20 protein-coding genes are annotated in these 25,654 nt (G+C 70.6%); 12 read left to right on the top strand and 8 right to left on the bottom strand.

Features of this window, described 5'->3' with window-relative positions:
• The 9 genes from CCR87_RS15700 to CCR87_RS15740 form a co-directional block, all read left to right on the top strand.
• The coding region (locus CCR87_RS15700) for an RluA family pseudouridine synthase (protein ID WP_201158484.1) at positions 1 to 808 on the top strand (808 nt) is incomplete at its 5' end.
• A complete protein-coding gene (locus tag CCR87_RS15705; protein ID WP_201158485.1) occupies positions 805 to 1,524 on the top strand; it encodes an ATP12 family chaperone protein in 720 nt (239 codons plus the stop codon). The genes CCR87_RS15700 and CCR87_RS15705, both read left to right, overlap by 4 nt.
• Before the next feature lie 228 nt (positions 1,525 to 1,752).
• On the top strand, positions 1,753 to 2,772 hold the full coding sequence (locus CCR87_RS15710; RefSeq protein WP_201158486.1) for an amino acid ABC transporter substrate-binding protein: 1,020 nt from the start codon (positions 1,753 to 1,755) through the stop codon (positions 2,770 to 2,772).
• A gap of 153 nt (positions 2,773 to 2,925) precedes the next feature.
• Complete coding sequence (locus CCR87_RS15715; protein ID WP_201158487.1) at positions 2,926 to 4,182, top strand: amino acid ABC transporter permease; 1,257 nt, start codon at positions 2,926 to 2,928, stop codon at positions 4,180 to 4,182.
• A 1-nt stretch (position 4,183) separates the two neighbouring features.
• On the top strand, positions 4,184 to 5,482 hold the full coding sequence (locus CCR87_RS15720) for an amino acid ABC transporter permease (protein WP_201158488.1): 1,299 nt from the start codon (positions 4,184 to 4,186) through the stop codon (positions 5,480 to 5,482).
• Positions 5,483 to 5,496: 14 nt separating this feature from the next.
• Positions 5,497 to 6,303, top strand: a complete 807-nt coding sequence (locus CCR87_RS15725; protein ID WP_201158489.1) for an amino acid ABC transporter ATP-binding protein — start codon at positions 5,497 to 5,499, stop codon at positions 6,301 to 6,303.
• Positions 6,304 to 6,397: 94 nt separating this feature from the next.
• The gene (locus CCR87_RS15730; protein WP_201158490.1) at positions 6,398 to 8,566 is read left to right on the top strand and encodes a malate synthase G; all 2,169 of its coding nucleotides are present in this window, start codon (positions 6,398 to 6,400) and stop codon (positions 8,564 to 8,566) included.
• Positions 8,567 to 8,650: 84 nt separating this feature from the next.
• A complete protein-coding gene (locus CCR87_RS15735) occupies positions 8,651 to 9,154 on the top strand; it encodes an acyl-CoA thioesterase (RefSeq protein WP_207186667.1) in 504 nt (167 codons plus the stop codon).
• A 15-nt stretch (positions 9,155 to 9,169) separates the two neighbouring features.
• Complete coding sequence (locus CCR87_RS15740) at positions 9,170 to 9,349, top strand: hypothetical protein (RefSeq protein WP_201158491.1); 180 nt, start codon at positions 9,170 to 9,172, stop codon at positions 9,347 to 9,349.
• 8 nt (positions 9,350 to 9,357) lie between these two features.
• Here CCR87_RS15740 and CCR87_RS15745 read toward each other — a convergent pair whose 3' ends face one another.
• The 5 genes from CCR87_RS15745 to CCR87_RS15765 all read right to left on the bottom strand — a co-directional run bounded on the left by CCR87_RS15745 (position 9,358) and on the right by CCR87_RS15765 (position 15,675).
• Positions 9,358 to 10,011 carry an NUDIX hydrolase gene (locus CCR87_RS15745; protein WP_201158492.1) on the bottom strand — a complete coding sequence of 218 codons (654 nt, stop codon included), beginning with the start codon at positions 10,009 to 10,011 and terminating at the stop codon, positions 9,358 to 9,360.
• Complete coding sequence (locus tag CCR87_RS15750) at positions 10,008 to 12,284, bottom strand: xanthine dehydrogenase family protein molybdopterin-binding subunit (RefSeq protein WP_201158493.1); 2,277 nt, start codon at positions 12,282 to 12,284, stop codon at positions 10,008 to 10,010. Before CCR87_RS15750 ends, CCR87_RS15745 begins: the two co-directional genes overlap by 4 nt.
• A 140-nt stretch (positions 12,285 to 12,424) precedes the next feature.
• The gene (locus CCR87_RS15755; protein ID WP_201158494.1) at positions 12,425 to 12,907 is read right to left on the bottom strand and encodes a hypothetical protein; all 483 of its coding nucleotides are present in this window, start codon (positions 12,905 to 12,907) and stop codon (positions 12,425 to 12,427) included.
• 60 nt (positions 12,908 to 12,967) lie between these two features.
• Positions 12,968 to 14,545: an ATP-dependent DNA ligase gene (locus tag CCR87_RS15760; protein ID WP_201158495.1), complete on the bottom strand. Its 1,578-nt coding sequence runs from the start codon at positions 14,543 to 14,545 to the stop codon at positions 12,968 to 12,970.
• A complete protein-coding gene (locus tag CCR87_RS15765) occupies positions 14,542 to 15,675 on the bottom strand; it encodes a ligase-associated DNA damage response exonuclease (protein WP_201158496.1) in 1,134 nt (377 codons plus the stop codon). Before CCR87_RS15765 ends, CCR87_RS15760 begins: the two co-directional genes overlap by 4 nt.
• Before the next feature lie 126 nt (positions 15,676 to 15,801).
• Here CCR87_RS15765 and fabG point away from each other — a divergent pair, with 126 nt between their 5' ends.
• A complete protein-coding gene (gene fabG / locus CCR87_RS15770; RefSeq protein ID WP_201158497.1) occupies positions 15,802 to 16,539 on the top strand; it encodes a 3-oxoacyl-[acyl-carrier-protein] reductase in 738 nt (245 codons plus the stop codon).
• 4 nt (positions 16,540 to 16,543) lie between these two features.
• Here the strand turns inward: fabG and CCR87_RS15775 are convergent, their stop codons facing one another.
• On the bottom strand, positions 16,544 to 17,671 hold the full coding sequence (locus CCR87_RS15775) for a deoxyguanosinetriphosphate triphosphohydrolase (protein ID WP_201158498.1): 1,128 nt from the start codon (positions 17,669 to 17,671) through the stop codon (positions 16,544 to 16,546).
• A gap of 118 nt (positions 17,672 to 17,789) precedes the next feature.
• Between CCR87_RS15775 and CCR87_RS15780 the strand changes: the two genes are divergently transcribed.
• Positions 17,790 to 18,116 (top strand): HesB/IscA family protein, encoded by a 327-nt coding sequence (locus CCR87_RS15780; protein WP_201158502.1) that lies wholly within the window; start codon positions 17,790 to 17,792, stop codon positions 18,114 to 18,116.
• A 91-nt stretch (positions 18,117 to 18,207) separates the two neighbouring features.
• Positions 18,208 to 20,400 (top strand): response regulator, encoded by a 2,193-nt coding sequence (locus CCR87_RS15785; protein WP_201158499.1) that lies wholly within the window; start codon positions 18,208 to 18,210, stop codon positions 20,398 to 20,400.
• A 560-nt stretch (positions 20,401 to 20,960) separates the two neighbouring features.
• Here CCR87_RS15785 and metH read toward each other — a convergent pair.
• Positions 20,961 to 24,698 carry a methionine synthase gene (metH, locus tag CCR87_RS15790; protein ID WP_201158500.1) on the bottom strand — a complete coding sequence of 1,246 codons (3,738 nt, stop codon included), beginning with the start codon at positions 24,696 to 24,698 and terminating at the stop codon, positions 20,961 to 20,963.
• A 136-nt stretch (positions 24,699 to 24,834) separates the two neighbouring features.
• Positions 24,835 to 25,587 carry a nucleoside triphosphate pyrophosphohydrolase gene (gene mazG, locus CCR87_RS15795; RefSeq protein WP_201158503.1) on the bottom strand — a complete coding sequence of 251 codons (753 nt, stop codon included), beginning with the start codon at positions 25,585 to 25,587 and terminating at the stop codon, positions 24,835 to 24,837.
• Between the last annotated feature and the right edge of the window lie 67 nt (positions 25,588 to 25,654).

The raw sequence follows: 25,654 nt of genomic DNA on the forward strand, positions 1-25,654 counted from the left end.
CACGCAGCTGGAGCCGACCGACGACGACGCCGAGATGATCCGCGCCGCCGTGCTGTGGAAGGACGCCCACATCATCGCGCTGAACAAGCCCCCGGGCCTGCCGAGCCAGGGCGGAAGTGGCCTCGGCAACCGCCATGTGGACGGGCTGAGCCCCGCGCTGATGTTCGGCTACAAGGAGCGCCCGGTGCTGGTGCACCGGCTGGACAAGGACACCTCGGGGGTGTTGCTGCTGGCACGCACGGAACGGGTGGCGCGGCGGCTGGGCACGGCGTTCCGCAACCGCGAGACGCGCAAGATCTACTGGGCCGCCGTCGCGGGTGTGCCCAGCCCGCGCATGGGCACCATCCGCTATGGCCTGGTCAAGGCCGGCGGGCGCGGCGAGGAGAAGATGCGCTGCATCCACCCCGGCGCCGTGGCCGACACCGAGGGCGCCAAGCGCGCCACCACCGATTTCGCCGTGCTGGAGGCGCTGGGGACCCGCGCCGCCTGGGTCGCGCTGGTGCCGATCACGGGGCGCACCCACCAGCTGCGCGCGCACATGGCAGAGTTGGGCCACCCGGTGGTGGGGGATGGAAAATACGGCGGCTCGGGCCAGGACAACCCCGGCGACGGCTGGGGCGCGAGCCTGGGCGGTGAGATCAGCCGCAAGCTGCACCTGCACGCCCGGATGATCCGCTTCACCCACCCCATCACCAACGAGGTGATCACCCTGACCGCGCCGCTGCCCGAGCACATGAAGCGAACCTTCAAGGCCTTCGACTGGCGCGAGGACGCGGTCCCCGCCGATCCGTTCGAGGATCCGGCATGAGCGGCGCCGCGAACCCCTGGGCGCCGCGCCGGTTCTGGACGCAGGCGACGGTGGTGGACGCGGCCGGGGGCTTTGGCGTGGCCCTCGACGACCGTCCGTTGCGGACGCCGGGGCGCGCCGCGCTGGTGGTGCCTGTGCGCGCGCTGGCGCAGGCGGTGGCCGACGAATGGGCCGCGCAGGACGGGACGGTACGCCCCGACACGATGCCGGTGACGCGGGCGGTGAACGCGGCCATCGACCGGGTCGCGCCGGACCCCGAGCCGCTGATCGACGGGATCGCGGCCTATGGCGAGAGTGACCTTCTGTGCCATCGGGCGCCGGGGCCGGCCGGGCTGGTGGCACGGCAGGCGGCGGCGTGGGACCCGCTGCTGGCGTGGGCCGAGCGGGATCTGGGGGCGCGGCTGGTTCCGGTGCAGGGCGTGATGCCTGCCGCGCAGCCGCCCGAGAGCCTGTCCGCGCTGCGTGCGGCGGTGGCGCGCCTCGACGCCTTTGCGCTGACGGGGCTGTCCGAGGTGGTGTCGCTGTCGGGCTCGGTGGTGATCGGGCTGGCGGTGGCGCTGGAGCATCGCCCCGCGGCCGAGCTGTGGGACATCGCCCACCTCGACGAGATCTGGCAGACCGAGCAATGGGGCAGCGATGCGGCGGCCGAGGCGGCGCGCGCGCTGCGCGGCGCCGCGTTCCAGCGCGCCGCCGACTTGCTGGCGATGCTGCGCTGACCCTGCGCGACGGGTTTCATGCCGCCCAAATGGGCGCCGGGATGCCCAATCCGTGAGCATGCGCCCGCCCCGCCGGTGGCAAAATTTCTTGACCGATGCGGCTGGCTGTTTCATTCCCAAGGGAGACCGCGCAAAGACTCGCCCGGTCGGCACGCAGGATCGGCAGGAAATTGCCGTTCGGTGCAAATAACGCCCCGTCAGCGGGCACACCACAGGGATGAGGTATCCATGAACAAGACCGTCCTTCTCGGCTCGATCGCGGCGGCGTCCGCGCTTGTGGCCGGCGCGGCTTCGGCCAACACGCTCCAGGAAGTCATCGACCGCGGCGAGGTGCGCTGCGGCGTCTCCACCGGCCTCGCGGGCTTCTCGGCACCCGACGCCAACGGCGTCTGGCAGGGTTTCGACGTGGCCATGTGCCGGGCTGTCGCTGCGGCGGTGCTGGACGACCCGATGGCGGTGGAATTCGTGCCGACCACCGGGCAGACCCGCTTCACCGCGCTGGCCTCGGGCGAGGTCGACGTTCTCGCGCGCAACACCACCTGGACCTTCACGCGCGACGTGGACCTGAATCTGCGCTTCGTGGGCATCAACTACTATGACGGCCAGGGCTTCATGGTGCGCGGCGATCTGGGCGTCGGCTCGGCCACGGAGCTCGATGGGGCCACCGTGTGCATCCAGACCGGCACCACCACCGAGCTGAACCTGGCGGACTACTTCCGTGCCAACGGCATGGAGTACGAGCCGGTGCCAATCGAGACCAACGCCGAGGCGCAGCAGCAGTACCTCGCCGGGGCGTGCGACGTGTACACCACCGACGTGTCGGGCCTGGCGGCCACCCGTGCCAGCTTTGCCGATCCCGAAAACCATGTGATCCTGCCCGAGGTCATCTCCAAGGAGCCGCTGGCGATCACCGTGCGCGACGGCGACGACCGCTGGGCCGGCGTGGTGCAGTGGACGTTCTTCGCCCTCGTCGCCGCCGAGGAAATGGGCATCACCTCGGCCAACATCGCCGAGTTGGCGCAGGGCACCGACAACCCCGAGATCAACCGTCTGCTGGGCACCGAGGGTGAGCTGGGCAGCATGCTGGGCCTCGATCCCGAGTGGGCGATTCGCGCGATCTCGGCCGGTGGTAACTACGGCGAGATCTTTGCGGCCAACATCGGCGATGGCACCCCCATCGGTCTTGCGCGCGGGCTGAACGCGCAGTGGACGCAGGGCGGCCTGCTCTATGCCCCGCCGTTCCGCTGATCTGATCTGATCTGAACTGATCGGGGCGGGGGCGCCGATGCGCCCCCGCCAGCCGGTTCCGGCTCCGTCCGGACACCGCCGCCCTGGCCCCGCCCCTCATGGACGGGAGAGACCGTACAGGCATCCGGGGCGGATACAGGGGGTAGAGGTGCGATGGCGACCACCGCCGAGACATTCCCGCGCAAGGTCTTCCGGCCGAGCATGCTGCTGTACGACAAGCGGTACCGCTCGCTGACGATCCAGGTCGTGGTGCTGTTCCTGCTCATGGGCTTCTTTGCCTGGCTGATCGACAACACGCTGACGAACCTCGCAGCTCTCGGGCGTGATTTCTCGTTCCGGTTCCTGGGTCAGACGGCGGGGTATGACATCAACCAGCGGCTGATCGACTACAACAGCCAGATGACCCATGGCCGCGCGGCGGTGGTGGGGTTGCTCAACACGCTGCTGGTCGCGGTGCTGGCCTGCGTGCTGGCAACCGTGGTGGGGGTTCTGGCGGGCGTTCTGCGGCTGTCGAACAACTGGCTCGTGGCCGGGCTGATGACCGTCTACGTCGAGATCTTTCGCAACATCCCCACGCTTCTGTGGATCCTGATCATCTTTGCGATCATGACCGAGGCGATGCCGCCGCCCTCGGCGTTCCGGGGCGAGGATGCGACGTCCTCGATGCTGCTGTGGGACACGGTCGCGGTGACCAACCGCGGCGTCTACATCCCCGAGCCGCTGTTTTCCCGCAGCCTCGGCGTCATCGACATGGGCAGCTTCCTGATCAGCATCGACCTGCTGGCGATCGTGGCGGTGGTGGGGCTGTCGATCTGGGCCAACAAGCGGCTGCTGGCGCACGCCACCGCCGTGCAGAACGCCACCGGCATCCGCCCCAAAACCTGGTGGAAGTCGATCCTGATCCTGGTGCTGCCCATCGTGGCGCTGCTGGTCGTGCTCGGGTTCCACCTCGGCTACCCCGAGCTGCGGGGCTTCAACTTTGCCGGCGGCACGCACCTGCGCAACTCGCTGATCGCGCTGTGGTTCGCGCTGGGGATCTACACCGGGGCGTTCGTGGCCGAGAACGTGCGCTCGGGCATCCTGGCGGTATCGAAGGGCCAGACCGAAGCGGCGTTCGCGCTGGGACTGCGACCGGGGCTGACGATGCGGCTGGTGATCCTGCCGCAGGCGTTGCGGGTGATCATCCCGCCGCTGATCTCGCAGTACCTCAACATCACCAAGAACACCTCGCTGGCGCTGGCGGTGGGGTACATGGACCTGCGCTCCACGCTGGGTGGCATCACCATCAACCAGACCGGCCGCGAGCTGGAGGGGATGCTGCTGATGATGCTCATCTATCTGGTCATCAGCCTGCTGATTTCCGGGGCGATGAACGTCTACAACGCCCGTGTCAAACTGAAGGAGCGGTGAGATGAGCGATACCCACGCCCGCACCACGGCCTTCGTGCGCGACACCATGCTGCCCGAGGCCCCGGCCCCCATCGCCCAGCGCGGCGCGGTGAAATGGCTGCGCGAGAACCTGTTCTCGGGGTGGATGAACACCGCGCTGACGCTGGCGTCGCTCTATGTGATCTGGTGGCTGCTGGCGCACATCACGCCGTGGTTCGGCAATGCGGTCTGGAACGCCAATTCGCTGGCGGAATGCCGGGCGATCCTGGACGGCCGGTCGGGGGCGTGCCTGGGCGTGATCCGCGACCGCTGGCACCAGCTGCTGTTCGGCTTCTACCCGCCGCAGCACTACTGGCGCCCTGTTCTGGCGTTGGTGCTGCTGTTCGGGGCGCTGGCGCCGATGCTGTTCTCCAACCTGCCGCGGCGGCTGTTGTGGCTGTCGGCGCTGTACCCCTTCGTGGCCTATCACCTGCTGTGGGGGGGCTCGATCTGGATCCCCGTCGTGGCGGCGGCCGGGTTTGGCGTGGGCGCGCTGGCGTGGCGGCTGATCACCCCCTACACGGCGCTGGGGGCGATCCTCGCGGCACTGGTGACGCCGATCCTGTGGTGGGTGCTGGCGGCGGGTGCGGTGGCCGGGGCGCTGACATCGGTGGCGCCGCTGGGGCTGGAGTTCGTGCGCTCGGACCGCTTCGGGGGGTTCCTGATCTCGCTGGTGATCGGGATTTCGGGGATCTCGCTGTCGCTGCCGCTGGGCGTGCTGCTGGCGCTGGGGCGCAAGTCGGACATGCTGCTGCTGCGCAGCGTCTGCATCATCTTCATCGAGTTCATCCGCGGCGTGCCGCTGATCACGCTGCTGTTCACGGCGTCGCTTCTGCTGAACTACTTCCTGCCGCCGGGGACCAGTTTCGACCTGATCCTTCGGGTCATCATCATGGTCACCATCTTCGCCGCCGCCTACATCGCCGAGGTGGTGCGCGGGGGGCTCGCGGCGCTGCCGCGCGGTCAGTACGAGGCCGCCGACAGCCTCGGCCTCGATTACTGGCGCTCGATGCGGCTGATCATCCTGCCGCAGGCGCTGAAGATCTCCATTCCGGGCATCGTCAACACCTTCATCGGGCTGTTCAAGGACACCACGCTGGTCGTGTTCATCGGCCTTCTGGATCCGATCGGGCTGTCCAACGCCATCCGCGCCGACACCAGCTGGAACGGTATCTACTGGGAGCTGTTCATCTTCATCGGCGCGCTGTTCTTCGTCTTCTGCTTCGGCATCTCGCGATACTCCATGTACCTGGAGCGCAAGCTGTCGCGCGGCCACCGTTGAGAGAGGGGAAAGCCATGACCGACACCGCGCTGCCCGAGGTCGCGACCGACCGGCGCATCGACGCCAGCCGCATGAAGGTGACCGACGAGGTCGCCGTCCAGATCAGCCGCATGAACAAGTGGTACGGCGCCTTCCACGTCCTGCGCGACATCGACATGACGGTGTACCGCGGCGAGCGCATCGTGATCTGCGGGCCGTCCGGCTCGGGCAAGTCCACGCTGATCCGCTGCATCAACGCGCTGGAGGAACACCAGGCCGGGCAGATCATCGTCGACGGGACCGAGCTGAACGAGGACCTCAAGAACGTGGACAAGGTCCGCTCCGAAGTCGGCATGGTGTTCCAGCACTTCAACCTGTTCCCGCACCTGACGATCCTGGAGAACTGCACCCTCGCGCCGATCTGGGTGCGCCGGACACCCAGGCGCGAGGCCGAGGAAATCGCGATGCATTTCCTCGAGAAGGTCAAGATCCCGGAGCAGGCGAACAAGTACCCCGGGCAGCTGTCGGGTGGCCAGCAGCAGCGTGTGGCCATCGCGCGCAGCCTGTGCATGCGCCCGCGGATCATGCTGTTCGACGAACCCACCTCGGCGCTGGACCCGGAGATGATCAAGGAGGTCCTCGACACCATGATCAGCCTGGCCGAGGACGGCATGACCATGCTGGTGGTGACGCACGAGATGGGCTTTGCCCGGCAGGTCGCCAACCGCGTGATCTTCATGGACCAGGGCCAGATCGTGGAGCAGAACGAGCCCGAGGAGTTCTTCCTGCACCCCAGGTCCGACCGCACCAAGCTGTTCCTGAGCCAGATCCTCGGGCACTGAGGGTCCGCGCCCGCTGCACTGCGGCAAGGGCCTTGCATTGCCCGGCCAAACTTGGTCTGTGCCTCCCGAAACTGTCAACAGGAGGCGAGGAACGGTGACCGAGACACGCACGGAGCATGTTTCGCGGGCGGGGCTGCGTGTTGCGCCCGAGCTTGCGCAGTTCGTGGAGGCCGAGGCGCTGCCCGGCACCGGCGTCGAGGCGGAGGCGTTCTGGGACGGCTTCGCGGCCATCCTGAGCGACCTGACGCCACGCAACCGCGCCCTTCTGGCCGAGCGTGCGGAGCTTCAGGGCCGGATCGACGCCTGGCATCTGGCGCGCCGCAACCAGCCCCACGACCACGCCGCCTACAAGGCGTTCCTGGAGGAAATCGGCTATCTGCGCCCCGAAGGTGCGCCGTTCGAGATCGAGACCGCCAACACCGACCCCGAGATCGCGACCGTGCCTGGCCCGCAGCTGGTGGTGCCGATCACCAACGCGCGCTATGCCATCAACGCGGCCAACGCGCGCTGGGGCAGCCTCTATGACGCGCTCTATGGCACCGACGCGATGGGCGGGCCGCCGGCGGGCGGTGGCTATGACCGGGGCCACGGCGCCCGTGTGGTCGCCCGCGCCCGCGTGTTCCTCGACGAGGCGTTCCCGGTCACCGGCCTGAGCCACGCCGACGCGCGGCGCTATCACGTCAAGGGCGGCGCGCTGCTGGTGGATGACCAGCCGCTGCAGGACCCGTCGAAATTCGTCGGCCACCGCGGCCATCCGCGCGCGCCCGATGCGGTGCTGCTGCGCAACAACGGCCTGCATGTGGAGCTGGTGTTCGACCGCACCCATCCGGTCGGCGCGCGCGACCAGGCGGGCCTGGCCGATGTGCGGCTGGAAAGCGCCGTGTCCGCGATCATGGATTGCGAGGATTCGGTCGCCTGTGTGGATGCCGAGGACAAGGTCGCGGCCTATCGCAACTGGCTTGGGCTGATGAAGGGCGATCTGACGACGACCTTCGCCAAGGGCGGGCGCGAGATGCGCCGCGCACTGCACCCCGACCGCGACTACACCGCCCCCGACGGCGCCACCGTCACCATCAAGGGCCGCGCGCTGATGCTGGTGCGCAACGTGGGCCACCTGATGACCAACCCCGCGATCCTCGACGCCGACGGGCAGGAGGTGTTCGAGGGGCTGATGGACGCCGCCATCACCGTGCTGATCGCCATGCACGACCTGCGCAAGGACGCGGGCCCGCGCAACTCGGCCCACGGCTCGGTCTATGTGGTCAAGCCCAAGATGCACGGCCCCGACGAGGTCGCCTTTGCCGACGAGATCTTCACCCGCGTCGAGGCGCTGCTGGGCCTGCCGCAGTATACCGTCAAGCTGGGCGTGATGGACGAGGAGCGGCGCACCTCGGTCAACCTCAAGGAGTGCATCCGCGCGGCCAAGCACCGGGTGGCCTTCATCAACACCGGGTTCCTCGATCGCACCGGCGACGAGATCCACACCTCGATGGAGGCCGGCCCCTTCAGCCGCAAGGACTTCATCAAGCGCAAGGGCTGGATCACGGCCTACGAGAACCTCAACGTCGACATCGGGCTGGAATGCGGGCTGTCGGGGCGCGCGCAGATCGGCAAGGGCATGTGGGCGATGCCCGACCGCATGGCCGCGATGCTGGAGGCCAAGGTCGAACACCCCAAAGCGGGCGCGAACTGCGCCTGGGTGCCCTCGCCCACGGCCGCGACGCTGCACGCGCTGCACTACCACCGCATCGACGTGTTCGCGGTGCAGGCGGGGCTGCGCAAGAGCGGTCGGCGCGCGCATGTGGACGGGATCCTGGATATCCCGCTGGCGTCGTTCCGCAAGTGGAAGCAGGATCAGATCCTGCGCGAGGTGGAGAACAACGCGCAAGGCATCCTCGGCTATGTCGTGCGCTGGATCGACGCGGGGGTGGGCTGCTCCAAGGTGCCCGACATCAACGATGTGGGCCTGATGGAGGACCGCGCGACCTGCCGCATCTCGGCCCAGCACATCGCCAACTGGCTGCACCACGGCATCGTCACCCCCGAACAGGTGACCGAGGTGATGCGCCGCATGGCCGTGGTGGTGGATCGCCAGAACGCGGGCGATTCCGGTTATGTGCCGATGGCCCCCCGCTTTGACGGGGTGGCGTTCCGCGCCGCCTGCGATCTGGTGTTCGAGGGGCGGGTGCAGCCCTCGGGCTATACCGAGCCGGTGCTGCATGCCCGCCGGCTGGAGCGCAAGGCCGAGCTGCGCGCGCACTGACGCGACCGCCGCGCGCCCGGGCTGGACCCGGGCGCGCGGTCCCGGCATTGTGGCGCCACGTCGGGTCAACACTGGGCGAGGGCGATGCACGACAGTACCGAGGACGACCGCCGGTTTCTGGCCATGACGGTGCTGATGACACCGGACATGGCGAATTTCTCGGGCAAGGTGCACGGGGGCGCCCTGCTCAACCTGCTCGACCGGGTGGCGTTCGCCTGTGCCTCGCGGTACTCGGCCCGCTATGCGGTGACGCTGTCGGTCGATCAGGTGGTGTTCCGCGAGGCCATCGCGGTCGGTGAGCTGGTGACCTTTCGCGCCAGCGTGAACTTTGCCGGGCGCACCTCGATGGAGGTCGGCATCAGGGTGGAGGCCGAGGACATCCGCTCCGGCACCCTGCGCCACACCAATTCGTGCTATTTCACCATGGTCGCGGTGGACGACGACGGCCGCCCGGCCGCCGTGCCGCCGCTGACGCCCCGCACGGAGCTGGAGCACAAGCGCCACCGCGCCGCCGAGATCCGCCGCACCCTGCGCCGCGAGATCGAGGACCGCCTGGAGGCCGTCGCCGAACGTCCCGAAAACGGCTGAACAGCGGAGGACCCCATGAAGGTCAACATCGAGATCGACTGCACCCCGGAGGAATTCAAGGAGCTGATGATCCCCTCGGACCGGCAGGCGGAATTCGCCGCCAAGGCCTATCAGGCCATGGTCGAGGCGATGGGCCAGGCGATGGCGCAGCAGTTCCAGCAGTTCCAGAAGGGCTTCACCCCCGAGCGCAAGTGACCCCGCCGTCAGGCGATGCGCTGGAACTCCGGCCGGTCGCCGGAATTGTCGAAGAACGGCACACTGTCGAACGGCGCGCCGGCGGCGATGGCGGCGACTTCGGCCATCACCACCTCGGTGATGAAGGGCAGGTCGAAGCGGCGCACCTCGGCCAGCGGGATCCATTGCAGGTGCGACAGCTCCTCGCAGGCGGCCGAGAAATCGTCGCAGGGGCCGTGGAGGCGGCCGGCCTCCACCAGAAAGAACCGCGCATCGAACCGGCGCGGGCGCCCCGGCGGCGTGATCGCCCGAAAGATGAATCGCAGCCCGCCGGGATCGGGCACCAGGCCGCGTGCGGCGAACCCCCGCCAGTCGTCCGGGGCTGGGCTGCGCCAGACGCCGGGCGTGCCCAGCGGCAGGCCGGTTTCCTCCCACAGCTCGCGGATGGCGGCGGCGGCGAGGGCCTGAGCCAGCGGGCCCAGGCGCGCCGTGCACTCCGGCGCCAGCGGTGCGGCCAGCGCCACATCCGCGTCACCGGGATCGAGCGCACCCCCGGGAAAGACGAATTTCGACGGCATGAACGCCGCCGTCGCCCCGCGCTGGCCCATCAGCACCTCGGGCCCGGCCGCGCCATCACGCAGCACCACGACGGTGGCCGCATCGCGGATCGGCGCGTCGGTCATTGCCCGGCCCGATGCAGCAACGTCCACAGCCGTGCGGGCGTAAACGGCATGTCGACCTGCCGCACACCGCGGTCCCACAGCGCGTCCTGTACCGCGTTGCCGATGGCGGCCAGCGCGCCCACCGTCCCGGCCTCGCCGCAGCCCTTCATGCCGAGGGGGTTGTTGACCGAGGGCACGGGTTCGGTGGTGAAGCGGACCATCGGCAGGTCGGACGCGCGCGGCATGGCATAGTCCATGAAGCTGGCGGTCAGCTGCTGGCCCGTCGTGTCGTGGGCCGCGAATTCGCACACCGCCTGGCCGAAGCCCTGGGCGATGCCGCCGTGCACCTGCCCCTCGGCCAGCTGGGGGTGGATCAGGTTGCCGAAGTCATCCGTGACGGTGTAGCGCACGATCTCCAGTGCGCCGGTGTCGGGGTCGATCTCCACCTCGGCGATGTGGGTGCCGTTGGGATAGGAGCGACCGTCCAGCGTGCGCCGCGCGGCGTGGCGCAGAAGGTCGGTGCGGCCTGCGGCGCGGACCATGTCGGCGGCCTCCAGCAGCGTCGGCGTGCGGTTGGTGCCATCGGCGCGGAAGGTGGCGCCGTCAAAGGTGACGCCCTCCATGCCCAGCTCCCCCTCCAGAAAGGTCGAGAACGCGGCGACCATCTCCTCCACCGCGCCCAGCGTGGCCATGCCCTGCACCGTGACCGAGCGCGAGCCGCCGGTGCCGCCCCCTTGCTCGATGCGGTCGCTGTCGGCCTGGATCACCCGGATCGCGTCGATCGGCAGGCCGGTCCGTTCGGCCAGGAACTGGGCATAGACGGTCTCGTGCCCCTGTCCGTTGGACACCGTGCCGACGTAGAGGTTCACCGTGCCGTCGTCGCAGAACTCCACCGTGGCGCCTTCGGACGGATCGCCCAGGATCGCCTCGATGTAGCTGCAGACCCCGAGGCCGCGCAGACGCCCCGCCGCCTGCGACGCGGCCCGGCGCGTGGCAAAGCCCGCAACGTCGGCCTCGGCGCGGGTCAGGGTGCGGGCGAAATCCCCGGTGTCGTAGGTTTCGCCCGACGGCGTCGCATAGGGCATCTGGTCGGGGCGGATGAAGTTGCGCCGCCGCAGCTCCGTCGGGCTTACCCCCAGCACCCGCGCGGCATGGTCCAGCGTGCGCTCCAGCGTGTAGATCGCCTCGGGGCGGCCTGCGCCGCGATAGGCGTCCACCTGCGTGGTGTTGGTGAAGATGCCGGTGGCGCGGACATGGGCGGCGGGAATGTCATAGACCCCCGTCAGCACCTTGGAGGAAGCCGTGCTCTGGATGTTCTGTGCAAAGCCCGAGTTGTAGGCCCCGAGGTTCGACAGGATCCGCACCCGGTAGCCGGTGATGCGGTGGTCGGCGTCGAACGCCAGTTCCGCCTCGGAGATCAGGTCGCGCCCGGCGTTGTCGGTCAGCATCGCCTCGGTCCGGTCGGACATCCAGCGCACCGGGCGGCCCAGCGCGCGCGCGGCCGCCGCGATGGCGATGTATTCGGGGTACATCATCGCCTTCATCCCGAATCCGCCGCCCACGTCGGGCACCGTCACCCGCACCGCGTCCGCCTCCAGCCCCAGCGCGGCCGCGAGCTGCGCCTTGGGGCCCCAGACGCCCTGGCCGCCGAAGCACAGGTGCAGCCGGGCGCCGTCCCATTCGGCGGTGGCGCCGCGCGGCTCCATCGCGTTGCAGATGATGCGGTTGTGCGCCAGCCGCAGCGCGACCCGATGGGCGGCGGTGTCAAAGGCCGCATCGGTGGCGGGGGCGTCGCCGGCCGCCCAGTCATAGGCGATGTTGTCGGGGGCTTCGGGATGGATGGTCGGGCCACCGGGGGCCAGCGCGATGTGTGCCGCCTCCTCGGCGTAGTCGACCTCGATCAGCTCGGCGGCGTCCCGCGCCTGGTCGGGGGTCTCGGCCAGGATCAGCGCCACCGCCTCGCCCACGAAGCGCACACGGCCACGCGCCAGCACGGGCCGTTCAGGGGTGGCGCCGGGCTGGCCGTCGGGGCCGGTGACGGGGGTGGTCTTCATGGTGCGCGCCACACCGGCGGCGTCCATGTCCTCGATGGTCAGCACGGCGGCCACGCCGGGGGCCGTGCGCGCGGCGGTGACGTCCAGCGCGGTGATCGCGGCATGGGCCATGGGGGCGCGCAGGAACTGCGCCACCAGCGCGCCTGCGGGGGCGATATCGTCCACATAGCGGCCATGGCCGGTGAGGAAGCGGACATCCTCCAGCCGGCGGATCTGCTGGCTCTTGCCAAAGGCGTTCATCCTGGGCGTCTCCCCTCGGGGTGCGTGATCGATGGCCGGGCACGGCCGGGTGTGTCCCTGCCGCAGTGTGGCGCCACGGCGCGCGCCGTCCAGTGCCCGGGGCCATGTTTCCGTGCGCGCGGCGCCCGGCGGGGCCTGCGTCAGCGGCGGGTGACGGTGCGGGCGTTGCGCTCGCCGATCACGGTGACGCGGCGCGTCTGCGCCAGCACCGAGGCCGGGACGAACAGTCCCGCCGACACCTCGCGCGAGCGGGCGGGGCCCTGGCGCGTCTCCTGCCGGGGCGGGGCCAGCACGAAGCGCAACGTCAGCTCGCCGTCGACCGGCGCCAGGTCCCCGTCGGGCCGCAGCTCCGCGTCCCACCAGCCTTGCGTGGGGGGCAGGCCGGTGGCGCGCACGATCGCGCCGCCCTGTGCGGGTTCCACGGCCATGTCGATGACCTCGGCCACGGCGGGGCGGTTGTCGATGACTTCCGCAAAGCCGCCCTCGGGGATCGCCGTCGCCTCGACCGTGCGGCTGGTGCTGCCGCCGAACCAGTTGAACGGATTGACCGCCGACTGCCGCACCCCGGCACAGGCGCTCAGCAAGACCAGCGCCGTCAGCGCGGCCAGAGCGGGTGTCTTCATGTCTGCCCCCGTTGATGTCGCGGCACCCTAGCCCAGCGCCGGGGCCGTGAAAAGCCATGCTCAGCCCGGTGGCAGCAACGCCCGCAGGCTGTCGAGGGTGTCGGCCTGCGCGGCGGGCTTGTCGTGGCGCCAGCGGGCCATGCGCGGAAACCGCAGTGCGATGCCGGATTTGTGGCGGGGGCTGGCCTGGATGCCCTCGAAGGCGATCTCGAACACCAGCTCGGGGGTGACACGGCGCACCGGGCCGAAGCGTTCCAGCGTGTTGCGGCGCACCCAGGCGGTGATCTTGCGGAACTCCGCATCCGTCAGGCCCGAATAGGCCTTGGTGAAGGGCACCAGCGCGCCCTCGTGCCACACCGCAAAGGTGAAATCGGTATAGAGTGCGGCGCGCCGGCCGTGGCCGGCCTGGGCATAGATCATCACCGCATCCACCGTGCGGGGGTCGAGCTTCCATTTCCACCAGGCGCCCTTGCGGCGCCCGGCGCTGTAGGGGGCGGCGCGGTGCTTGAGCATCAGCCCCTCGGCCAGGTGGTCGCGGGCGGTGGCGCGGGCGCGCGCCAGACCGTCCCAGTCGGAAAACGCCACCGTGGGGGACAGCCGGATCACCGGGCCGGTGGCGACCTGCGCCAGCTGCGCGCGCCGGTCGTCCTGCGGGGCCGCGCGCAGGTCCGCGCCCTGCCATTCCAGCAGGTCATAGGCCAGCAGCGCGGCGGGTGCCTCGGCCAGCAGGGATTTCGGCACGGATTTGCGCCCGATCCGGCGTTGCAGCGCGGCAAAGGGCAGCGGTGCGCCGTCGCGCCAGGCCATCAGCTCTCCGTCGATGACGGTGCCATCGGGCAGCGCCATCGCGGCGGGTGCAAGGTCGGGAAAGCGGTCGGTGATCAGCTCCTCGCCGCGCGACCACAGGTGCCACGCGCCGCCACGCCGGATCAGCTGCGCGCGGATGCCGTCCCATTTCCACTCCGCCAGCCAGTCGCCGGGCGGGCCCAGCGCGTCGGGCCCCCCCTCCAGTTGCGGCGCCAGCGCAAAGGGATAGGGGCGCGACAGGTCCGCGGCCGGGTCGTCCTCCAGCACCAGCGCGCGGAAGGTGGTGGTGGCCGGGGTCCAGTCGCCCATCAGGCGGTGGGCCAGCTCGGCCTCCTCCCGGCCCGTGGCCTGCGCCAGCGCGCGGGTCATCAGCCCCTGGCTGACGCCCATGCGGAACCCCCCCGTCAGCAGCTTGTTGAACACGAAGCGTTCGGTGGCCTCCAGCCCGTCCCAGGCGGCGAGCACGCCCACGCGGCGCGTGTCCTCGTCGCGGCCCGCCAGATCGGCGAGGTGCGCCATCCAGTCGGTCAGGCTGCGGTCGTCGCGCCGGGTGGGGGGCGGCAGCACCAGCGCGATGGTCTCGGCCAGGTCGCCGACGACGGGATAGGCCTCCTCGAACAGCCACAGCGGCAGGCCGGCGCGCTCCGCCGCCCATTCGCGCAGCCGGGTGGCGCTGACCGCGCGGCGCGGCCGACGGCCCGACAGCAGGGCGATGGTCCACAGCCGGTCGTCCTCGGGGGCGGTGCGGAAATACTCTGCCAGGGCCGCCACCTTGGGCAGGGTGCGCGTGGTCCCGTCGAGCGCGGTGAACAGCGCGGCAAAGCCCCTCATGGCGCGGCCCCCCGGGCGGCGGAGGGGGTGTCGTCCTCCACCTCTGCCGCCGCATCGGGCGTGCCGGGGCCGCCGGCAGACGTGGCGCCGTCGCCCGGCCCCTCACCACCGGACTCACCACCGGACTCGGGGGCGCTGTCGTCGGCGTCCTCGCCCACATATTCCGTCGCAAGAACCCCGGCGTCATATCCCCGCTCCGCCAGCCAGCGCGCGAACACCGTGGTGTAGCCGTGCGTCACCAGCACCCGCTCGGCCCCGGTGGCGGCGATGGCGGCGTTCAGCCCGTCCCAGTCGGCATGGTCCGAGATCACGAACCCCCGGTCCGCCGCCCGCCTGCGCCGCACGCCGCGCAGCCGCATCCACCCCGAGGCGAACCCCACCGACACCGGCCCCAGCTTGCGCATCCATGGCGTGCCAAGCGCTGCGGGCGGCGCCAGCACCAGCCGCCCCCGGTGGGGCTTGAGGTCCAGCCCCCGCTGCACCTGGATCGTGGGCGGCAGGGCGATGCCCTGGTCGCGCATCACCGCGTTCGTGGCCTCCACCGCGCCATGGGTCAGGATCGGGCCCAGATGCCCCAGCCCCGCCAGCAGCCGCTGCGCCTTGCCCAGCGCATAGACCCCCAGCACCGGCGTGCGCCCCTGCTCGGCCGCCCACGCCACCCAGTCGGTGATCTGCGCCAGCACCGCCGCCTGGTCGGGCCATTTGTAGACCGGCAGCCCGAACGTGCATTCGCTGATGAAGGTGTGGCAGCGCACCGGCTCGAACGGGGTCGACAGCCCGTCCGCTCCCAACTTGTAGTCGCCCGAGACGACCCAGACCTCGCCGCCCACCTCCACCCGGATCTGGGCCGATCCGGGGACGTGCCCGGCCGGGTGGAAGCTGACGGTGGCGGCGCCGATGCGGCGGACCTCGCCATAGCGGATGGTGTCCAGCGTGATCGCGCCGAGTCGGTGGCGCATCACCGGGGCGGCGATGTCGGTCGCAAGATACGCCCCGTGCCCGGACCGCGCATGATCGGCGTGGCCGTGGGTGATCAGCGCCCGCGGCACCGGGCGCCACGGATCGACAAAGAACTCCCCCGCCGCGCAGTAAAGCCCGCGGTCGGTCAGTTGCAGGACCGGCGTACCCATGTGCCGGATCATAGGTCGGGGCCGGGCGGCGTCCAAGGGGCGCCCGGGGGTGGTGTGCCCGTTTGCCTTGGTGCCCGGGCCTGCTATGCCCGCGCCCGACACATGGCATAACGGACGGAGGGCAGGATGTTCGATCTGACTGGCAAGGGCGCGCTGATCACCGGCGCATCGGGCGGCATCGGGGCGGCGGTGGCGCGCGCACTGCATGGGGCGGGGGCGTCGGTGGCGCTGTCGGGCACGCGCCAGGCCCCGCTGGAGGCGCTGGCCGCCGATCTGGGCGCGCGCGCGCATGTGGTGGCGTGCGATCTGTCGGATACGGCCGCGATCGAGGCGCTGCCCAAGCGCGCGGCGGAGGCGCTGGGCGGCGTCGACATCCTGATCAACAACGCAGGCATCACCCGTGACGGGCTGTTCATGCGCATGTCCGACGACGACTGGCAGGCGGTGATCGACGTCAACCTGACGGCCGCGTTCCGGCTGTCGCGCGGTGTGCTGCGCGGGATGATGAAGGCGCGCTGGGGGCGGATCGTCAACGTGACCTCGGTCGTGGGCGCCACGGGCAACGCGGGGCAGGGGAACTATGCCGCGGCCAAGGCGGGCCTCGTGGGCATGTCCAAGAGCCTCGCGGCCGAGGTCGCCAGCCGCGGCGTCACCGTCAACTGCATCGCGCCCGGCTTCATCGAGACCGCGATGACCGACAAGCTGACCGATGACCAGAAGGGCCGCATCCTGGGCCAGATCCCCACGGGGCGCATGGGCACCCCCGAGGAGATCGCGGCGGCCGCGCTCTACCTCGCCAGCGCGGAGGCAGGCTATGTCACCGGCGCCACGCTGCATGTGAACGGCGGCATGGCGATGCTGTGACGCCTCAGGCCGTCAGCCGGGCGTGATCCTCGATCGCGAAGCGGTCGGTCATCCCCGAGACATAGTCGCACACGACGCGCGCCCGGGCGGTGGCATCGCACGCCGCCGCGGGCCGCCATTCGGGCGGCAGCAGCTCGGGGCGCGCGACATAGGTGGCAAACAGCCCCTCCACCACGACGCGCGCGCGGGCGCGCATCTCCATCACCTGCGGCGCGCGGTACATCCGGTGGAACAGGAAGTCCCGGATCTGCGCCAGGTCCGCCACCATGCCGGGGGAAAACGCCACCACCGGGTGGTCCAGCGCGCGCACCTCGGCCACGCTTTGCGGGGCGGCCGTGTCCAGCCGGGCGCGGGCGGTGGCGATCACGTCCTCCACCATGGCGCCGAAGACGCGGCGCAGCGCCTCGTGGCGGCGGCGCGGGGCCTCCAGCCCGGGCCAGCGCGCGTCCACCTCGCGCAGGGCGGGGCCGACCACCGGCAGCTCCATCAGGTCGGCTTCGACGAACAGCCCCGCGCGCAACCCGTCGTGCAGGTCGTGGTGGTTGTAGGCGATGTCGTCGGCCACCGCCGCCGCCTGCGCCTCGGGCCCCGCGTGGGTGTGCAGCTCCAGATCCTGCACGGCGGTATAGTCCTCCAGCGCCCACGGGGCCACGGCCACGGGGCCGTTGTGCTTGGCGATGCCCTCCAGCGTCTCCCACGTCAGGTTCAGGCCGTCGAATTCGGCATAGTGGCGCTCCAGCCGGGTGACGATGCGCACGGCCTGGGCGTTGTGGTCGAACCCCCCGTGCGGCGCCATCAGGCGTTCCAGCGCGTCCTCGCCGACATGGCCAAAGGGGGGGTGGCCGAGGTCGTGCGCCAGCGCCACCGCCTCGGCCAGCTCCGTGTCCAGGCCCAGCACGCGCGCCAGTGTGCGCGCCACCTGCGCCACCTCGATCGAATGCGTCAGGCGGGTGCGGTAGAAGTCCCCCTCGTGCGCGACAAAGACCTGGGTCTTGTGCTTGAGCCGACGGAACGCGCTGGAATGGATGATCCGGTCGCGGTCGCGCTGGAACGCCGGGCGCCAGGCGCTCTCGTCCTCGGGGGTGATCCGGCCCCGGCTGTGGCCGGGGTCCGAGGCGTAGGGGGCCCGCATTGCTGCCTCGCGCTTGTCGCTGACGTTTCGGGGGTCTATATCTCTTAGCGAAAGGCTCGGAAATACCCCGTCTTGGGGTCCGCGCCGTAGCCAGAGGTGCCGCATGCCATCCGACGCGCTGACCCTGCCGCCCCAGGTCACCGACCGCGCCTTCGCCCGCCTGCTGGAAATCGCCGAGGACAGCGGCGAGGCGCGCGCCCTGCGCGTCGCCATCGAGGGCGGCGGCTGCTCGGGCTTCCAGTACGACATCCGCCTCGATGACCCCGCCGAGGACGACCTCGTGCTGGAAAAGGACGGCGCGCGGGTGGTGATCGACCCGGTGTCCTTGCCGCTTCTGTCCAATGCCGTGATCGACTTCACCGAGGAGCTGATCGGCGCGCGCTTCACCATCAACAACCCCAACGCCAGCTCCAGCTGCGGCTGCGGCGTCAGCTTCTCCATGTGATCGGCCCCATCCGGCGGCGGGCGGGCCCGCGTTAAGTGCGTCTTCACCCCGTTGCGGCACCCTTGGCCCCGCGAAGGTGGAGAGGGTCCGAATGGCGTGGGCAGTGGCGGGCTGGTCCGAGCGGCTGACGATGGAGCGCCGGGCCCGTCTGGCGGCCGAAGGGCTGCTGGACCGGCGTACGCGCGCATTGCGCGCCGCGCAGGCCGCGCTGGAGGCGCGCGGGCGCCATATCGGCACCCGCCTCGTGGCCGAGCGGGAGGCCGCCCACCGCAGCGCCCCACCCCCCGGCGACACCCTCGACCGTCTGCGTGGCGAGGCTGCGCGCGCCGCCCACGTCGCCGGGGTCGCCAGCCGCCGTTTGCACGACACCATGGCGGCGGTCGAGGACGGGCTGGCGCTGTTCGATGCCGCGGGGCGGCTGCTGGCGGCCAACGCGACGTTTCTGCGCCCCTATGCCGATTGTCCCGACGTGCGCCCCGGCATCGCACGCGCGCGGCTGCTGCGCCTGTGCGCCGACACCCCGCTGATCGAACTGGACGGCACCGATCCCGACGACTGGGTCGCCACCATGCAGGCCCGCTGGACCGAGGACCCGATCCCCCCGGCCGTGCTGCGCTGGCGCGACGGCCCGTGGATGCGTCTGTCGGACCACCGCACCCGCGACAACGAGGTGGTGTGCGTCGCCCTCGACATCACCGAAACCGTCCTGCTGGAAGAGCGCCTGCGCCAGGAGCACGAGCGTGCCGAGGCCGCCGCCCGCGCCAAGGCGGTGTTCCTGTCCAACATGAGCCACGAAATCCGCACCCCCATGAACGGCATCGTCGGAATGGCGGAGATGCTGTGCGACAGCGACCTGACCGACGACCAGCGCCAGTGCGCCGAGACGATCCGCTCCTCGGGCGAGGCGCTGTTGCAGGTGATGAACGACATCCTCGACTTCGCCCGGGCCGAGGGCGGACGGGTGATCCTGCAACCCGAGGCCTTTGACCTCGAACGCTGCATCCACGAGGTCGTGGTGATGCACCAGCCGCCGGCACGGGATCGCGGGCTGGCGTTGCTGGTGGATTACGACCTGTTCCTGCCGACGCGGCTGGTGGCCGACCCCGGGCGCGTGCGCCAGGTGCTGACACACCTGATCGGCAACGCGGTCAAGTTCACCGCCGCGGGCCATGTGCTGGTGCGGGTCACCGGCGTGGTCGACGGTGGCGGGACATGCGACCTGCACCTGACGGTCGAGGACACCGGAATCGGCATCGCCGCCGCCCATCTGGAGCAGATCTTCGACCGGTTCACCCAGCTTGACGCTGCCGAGAACCGCCGGTTCGAGGGGACGGGCTTGGGCCTTGCGCTGACGCGCCGCATGATCGCGCTGATGGGTGGAGAGATCTGGGTCGACAGCACCCCGGGCGCGGGCGCCTGCTTCGGCATCCGCCTGTCACTGCCGGTGGCCGAGGAGGTCGCCGCGCCGCGCCCGCTGCCCGAATCGCTGCGTCACGCCCTGGTGGTCGACGACCGGCTGGTGAACCGCGCGATCCTGGATCGGCAGCTGGGCGCGCTGGGCGTGCGCGTCAGCAGTTGCCACGCCGCCCCCGAGGCATTGCGCGCGGTGCGCGAGGATGTGCCCGACGTGGTCGTGTGCACCGACACGCTGCCGGGGACGGACGGGCTGGAGCTGGTCGCCGCGCTGCGCGCGCAGGGCTGGGACGGTCCTGTCCTGCTGCTCAGCGCGAATCCCGCGGGGATCAAGGTGGCGGCCGCGGCGGCGCTGTCGGTCACGGTGTTGCAGGCGCCGGTGCTGCGGCGCACGCTGCTGGCCCGGCTCGCCGATCTGTGCGGTGCCGCGGCCGACCCGCCGACCGAGGAAATCCCCGCCCCCCCCGCCCCGCGCCGCCGCATGCGCGTGCTGTCGGCCGAGGACAACCGCACCAACCAGCTGGTCCTCGCCAAGATGCTCAAGCATCTGGATATCGAGCTGACATTCGCAGATGACGGGGAAACGGCGGTGGCGATGTACGCCAGTTTCGCGCCGGATCTGGTGTTCATGGACATCGCCATGCCCGGTATGGACGGCCACGAAGCGGCCCGCGCCATCCGCGCGGTGGAGCGCGCCAGCGGCGGCCGCATCCCGATCGTCGCGCTGACCGCTCACGCGCCCGGGGATGGCGGCACGCCGGAATGGCTCGACGGGTGCCTGACAAAGCCGCTGCGCCGCGCCGCCATCACCGCCTGTATCGAGGAACATGCCCCGGCGGGCGTCCGCCCTCCCACCGCCCGGCCGGGCTGAGGGGGGCTGCGCCGCGCGACGTCAGCCCCGCGGTTGGGGTCGGAGAAACAGGGCCCGCCCGATATCCCCGCCGCGACGGACCGGCGCGCCCCCGGAGCGCCACGCGGCCTTTTGGGGAGCCGTACGCCCGCCGACCAGGTGCGTGTCAGCCCCCGCAGCGCCGTGACCCCTGCCCGCGGACCGGACGCCCGCCAGCCCCCGGGCCTCAGGTTCACCGGAAACCGGACGATGGCTCCGGACCACGCACAAGACCCCACACCACCAGATCGAGCACCGGCGCGCCACGGACCGACGCGCCACGGACCGGCAGCCCAGGTACCAGCAGGCCAGGTACCGGCAGACCAAGAACGGGCAGACCAAGAACGGGCAGACCAAGAACGGGCAGACCAAGAACCGGCAGGCCACGGACCGGCAGGCCAAAGATCGGTGCGTGACGGACAACCGGAAGCCAGCATGCCACCGTCAGCCGGGACCACGGGTGTCCTGATCCAGGCCGGGCCGACCGGGGCCGCCCTCCGCCCCTCGGGGCCTGCCCGGGGGCAGGCGCCGGGGGGGCGGGATCATTCCGCCGCCAGCGCCTTGGGGCCGGGGGTGTAGTTCAGCACCGGCGCCAGCCAGCGCTCGGCCTCGTCCACCGACATGCCCTTGCGACGGGCATAGTCGGCGGCCTGATCCGCCTCGATCTTCGACACGCCGAAGTAGAAGCTGTCGGGGTGGCCCACATACAAGCCCGACACCGAAGAGCCCGGCCACATCGCGAAGCTCTCGGTCAGGCTGACGCCGGTGGCGGCCTCGGCGTCGAGCAGGCGCCAGATCGTCGCCTTTTCGGTGTGGTCGGGCTGCGCGGGGTAGCCCGGCGCGGGGCGGATGCCGGCGTAGGGCTCGGCGATCAGCTCCTCGGGGGTGAAGGCTTCGTCGGGGGCGTAGCCCCACAGCTCGCGCCGGACACGGGCGTGCAGCATCTCGGCCATCGCCTCGGCGAAGCGGTCGGCCAGCGCCTTGACCATGATGGCCGAGAAATCGTCGTTCGCCGCCTCGAAGCGGGCGGAGATCTCGGCCTCCTCCGGGCCGGCGGTCACGACGAAGGCGCCGATGTGGTCGGTCATCCCCTCGGGCGCCACAAAATCCGACAGCGCGATGTTGGGCTTGCCGCCCCGGCGCTGAAGCTGCTGGCGCAGGGTGTGCAGCGTGGCCAGCGGGGTGGTGCGGTCCGCGTCGGAATACAGGCGGATGTCGTCGCCCACCGCGTTGGCGGGCCAGAAGCCCACGGTGGCGCGCGGCGTGAACCAGCGCTCGCCGATGATGCGCTGCAGCATGGACTGGGCATCGGCAAAGAGGGTGCGCGCGGCCTCGCCCACCGTCGGGTCGTCCAGGATGCGGGGATAGACGCCCTTGAGCTCCCAGGACTGGAAGAACGGGGTCCAGTCGATGTGGCCCGCGATCTCCGCCAGGTCCCAGTCGTCGATGATGCGGGTGCCGGTGAAGCTGGGCGTGACGGGGGCGTAGCCGTCCCAGTCCAGCCGCAGCGCATTGTCGCGCGCCACCGACAGCGGCAGGCGCTCCTTCTCGCGCTCGCCGCGCGCATGGGCGGCGGCGAGGTCGGCGTAGCGGGTCTGGATATCCGCCACGAAGCCGGGCCTCTGGTCCTTGGACAGCAGCGCCGAGACGACGCCCACCGCGCGGCTGGCGTCCGTCACATGCACCGCCTGACCGCGGCTGTAGGACGGGTGGATCTTCACGGCGGTGTGCATGCGGCTGGTGGTGGCGCCGCCGATCAGCAGCGGCATGTCGAAGCCCTGCTTCTGCATTTCGCTCGCGACATGGACCATCTCGTCCAGCGACGGCGTGATGAGGCCCGACAGCCCGATCATGTCGACGTTCTTCTCGCGCGCGGTGGCGAGGATCTTCTCGGCCGGGACCATCACGCCCATGTCGATGATCTCGTAGCCGTTGCAGGCCAGAACGACGCCGACGATGTTCTTGCCGATGTCGTGGACGTCGCCCTTGACCGTGGCCATCAGCACGCGGCCGGCGGACTGCCGCTCGCCCTTTTCCGCCTCCATGTAGGGCAGCAGGACGGCCACGCCCTGCTTCATCACGCGCGCGGATTTCACCACCTGCGGCAGGAACATCTTGCCCGCGCCGAACAGGTCGCCCACCACGTTCATGCCGGCCATCAGCGGGCCTTCGATCACGTCCAGCGGACGGGCGGCCTGCTGCCGCGCCTCCTCCACATCGGCGTCGACGAATTCGGTGATGCCGTTGACCAGCGCGTGCTCCAGCCGCTTGTCCACCGGCCATGTGCGCCACGTCAGGTCGCGCGCGCGGGCCTCGCGCACGCCGCCCTTGAAGCGGTCGGCCAGTTCCAGCAGGCGCTCGGTGCCGTCCGAACGGCGGTTGAGGACGACGTCCTCGCAGGCCTCGCGCAGCGCGGGCTCGATCTGGTCATAGACGGCGAGCTGGCCCGCGTTTACGATCCCCATGTCCATCCCCGCGCGGATGCAGTGGTAGAGGAACACCGCGTGCATCGCCTCGCGCACGGTGTCGTTGCCGCGGAAGCTGAAGGACAGGTTCGACACCCCGCCCGAGACATGGGCGTGGGGCAGGTTTTCACGGATCCAGCGCGTCGCCTCGATGAAGTCGACGCCGTAGTTGTCGTGCTCCTCGATCCCCGTCGCCACGGCGAAGATGTTGGGATCAAAGATGATGTCCTCGGGCGGAAAGCCGTCCTCGGTCAGCAGCTTGTAGGCGCGCGCGCAGATCTCGGTCTTGCGCGTCCGGGTGTCGGCCTGGCCATCCTCGTCGAACGCCATGACGACCACGGCGGCGCCGTATGCGCGGCACAGCCGGGCCTGATGGAGGAACTGCGCCTCGCCCTCCTTGAGGCTGATGGAGTTCACCACCGCCTTGCCCTGGCTGCACTTCAGCCCCTCCTCGATCACCTCCCACTTGGAGCTGTCGATCATCACGGGCACGCGGGCGATGTCGGGTTCGGCCGCCACGAGGTTGAGGAAATCGCGCATGGCCGCGGCCGAATCGATCAGCCCCTCGTCCATGTTGACGTCGATGATCTGCGCGCCGCCCTCGACCTGATCCAGCGCCACCTCCAGCGCGGTGGTGTAATCCGCCTCGCGCACCAGCTTGCGGAATTTGGCCGAGCCGGTGACGTTCGTGCGCTCGCCCACGTTCACGAAGGGGATCTCGGGCGTCAGGGTGAAGGGCTCCAGCCCCGACAGGCGCAGCTTCGGCGCGATCACGGGCACGCTGCGGGGGGTGTGGCGGGCGGCAACGTCGGCGATGGCGCGGATGTGCTCGGGCGTGGTGCCGCAGCAACCGCCGACCACGTTCACCAGCCCCTCCTCCAGGAACCGCTCGATCTGGGCGGCGGTCTCGTCGGGGCCCTCGTCATAGCCGCCAAAGGCGTTGGGCAGGCCCGCGTTGGGATAGGCGCAGATCAGCGTGTCGGCCACGCCCGACAGCTCCGCGATGTGGGGGCGCATCGCCTCGGCCCCCAGCGCGCAGTTCAGCCCGATGGTCCAGGGGCGCGCGTGCATCAGCGAGTACCAGAACGCGGTCGGCGTCTGCCCCGTCAGTGTCCGCCCCGAGGCATCGGTGATGGTGCCCGAGATCATCATCGGCAGTTCCACGCCGGTCTCGGCGAACACCTCGTTGGCGGCGAACACCGCGGCCTTGGCGTTGAGGGTGTCGAAGATCGTCTCGATCAGGATGATGTCGGCGCCGCCGGCCACCAGCCCGCGGATCTGGTCGCGGTAGGCCGCGCGCAGCTCGTCAAAGGTGGTGGCGCGGTATCCGGGGTTGTTCACGTCCGGGCTGATCGACGCGGTGCGGTTGGTCGGCCCCACCGCGCCCGCCACGAACCGCGGCCGGCCGTCGGCGGCCTGCGCGCGCTCGGCGGCGGCGCGGGCCAGCCGGACGCCTGCGACGTTCATCTCGTGCACGGCGTGTTCCAGCCCGTAGTCGGCCTGCGCGATGGCGGTGGAGGAGAACGTCCCCGTCTCCAGGATGTCGGCACCGGCCATGGCGAACTGGAAATGAATCTCCTCGATCGCCTTGGGCTGGGTCAGCAGCAGCAGGTCGTTGTTGCCCTGCTGGGGCTTGTCCTGCACCCCATGCAGCGTGGGGTGGCAGCCACAGCCGGGACCGTGGCCGATGAAGTCGTCCTCGCTCAGCCTGAGGTTCTGAAGCTGCGTGCCCATCGCCCCGTCGAGGACAAGCACCCGCTCACGCGCAAGCGCGCCCAGGCGGTCGAAAACGGCGGAACGGGCGGGACGGGACATCGGGGACCCCCTTCGGTCATGCAAAGTTGCGCCCCTGCAGGCGCTGCCTTGGGACATAGGGGGCGGGGTGGCTGTGAATCAACCTCATTGATCACATCAAGACCATGAGGCGCGCTCATGTCCCGGCCCGGGCGGGTCAGCCGCCCGCGCGCTTGGCGGCCTCCCACAGCGCGTCCATCTCGGCGAGGGTGCTGTCCTCGGGGCGGCGGCCATCGGCGGCCAGCGCGGCTTCGATCGCGGCAAAGCGGCGGATGAACTTGGCGTTGGCGGCGCGCAGGGCGGCCTCGGGGTCGATGTCGAGGTGGCGCGCAAGGTTGGCCATCACGAACAACAGGTCGCCGAACTCCTCGGCCGTGTGGGCGGCATCGCCGCTGGCCTGCGCCTCGACCAGCTCGCGGGCTTCCTCCTGCACCTTGGTCAGGACCTGGGTCGTGTCGGGCCAGTCGAACCCCACCCGTGCCGCGCGTTTCTGAAGCTTCACCGCCCGCGTCAACGCCGGCAGCGCCAGCGCCACGTCGTCCAGCACGCCGCCCGCGGCGCGCGCCTTGCGCTCGGTTGCCTTGATCGCCTCCCAGTCGGCGACCTGCTGGGCGGCGGACTTGTCGCGGCTCTCGTTGCCAAAGACATGCGGGTGGCGGGCGACCATCTTGTCGGCGATGGCGCGGATCACGCCGTCGAGGTCGAAGTGCCCGGCCTCTGCGGCCATCTGCGCGTGATAGACGACCTGCAACAGCAGATCGCCCAGCTCACCCTCCAGCGCGGGCCAGTCGGCGCGCGCGATGGCGTCGATGACCTCATGCGCCTCCTCCAGGGTGTAGGGGGCGATCGAGGCGAAGGTCTGCTCGATGTCCCAGGGGCAGCCGGTGTCGGGATCGCGCAGCCGCGCCATGATGGCGCGCAGCCGCGGCAGGCCGCCCTCGGGGTCGTGAACAAGCGGGTCGTCACAGGGGGCGGGG

It is taken from the genome of Rhodobaculum claviforme (assembly GCF_016653255.1).
Lineage (GTDB): Bacteria > Pseudomonadota > Alphaproteobacteria > Rhodobacterales > Rhodobacteraceae > Rhodobaculum > Rhodobaculum claviforme.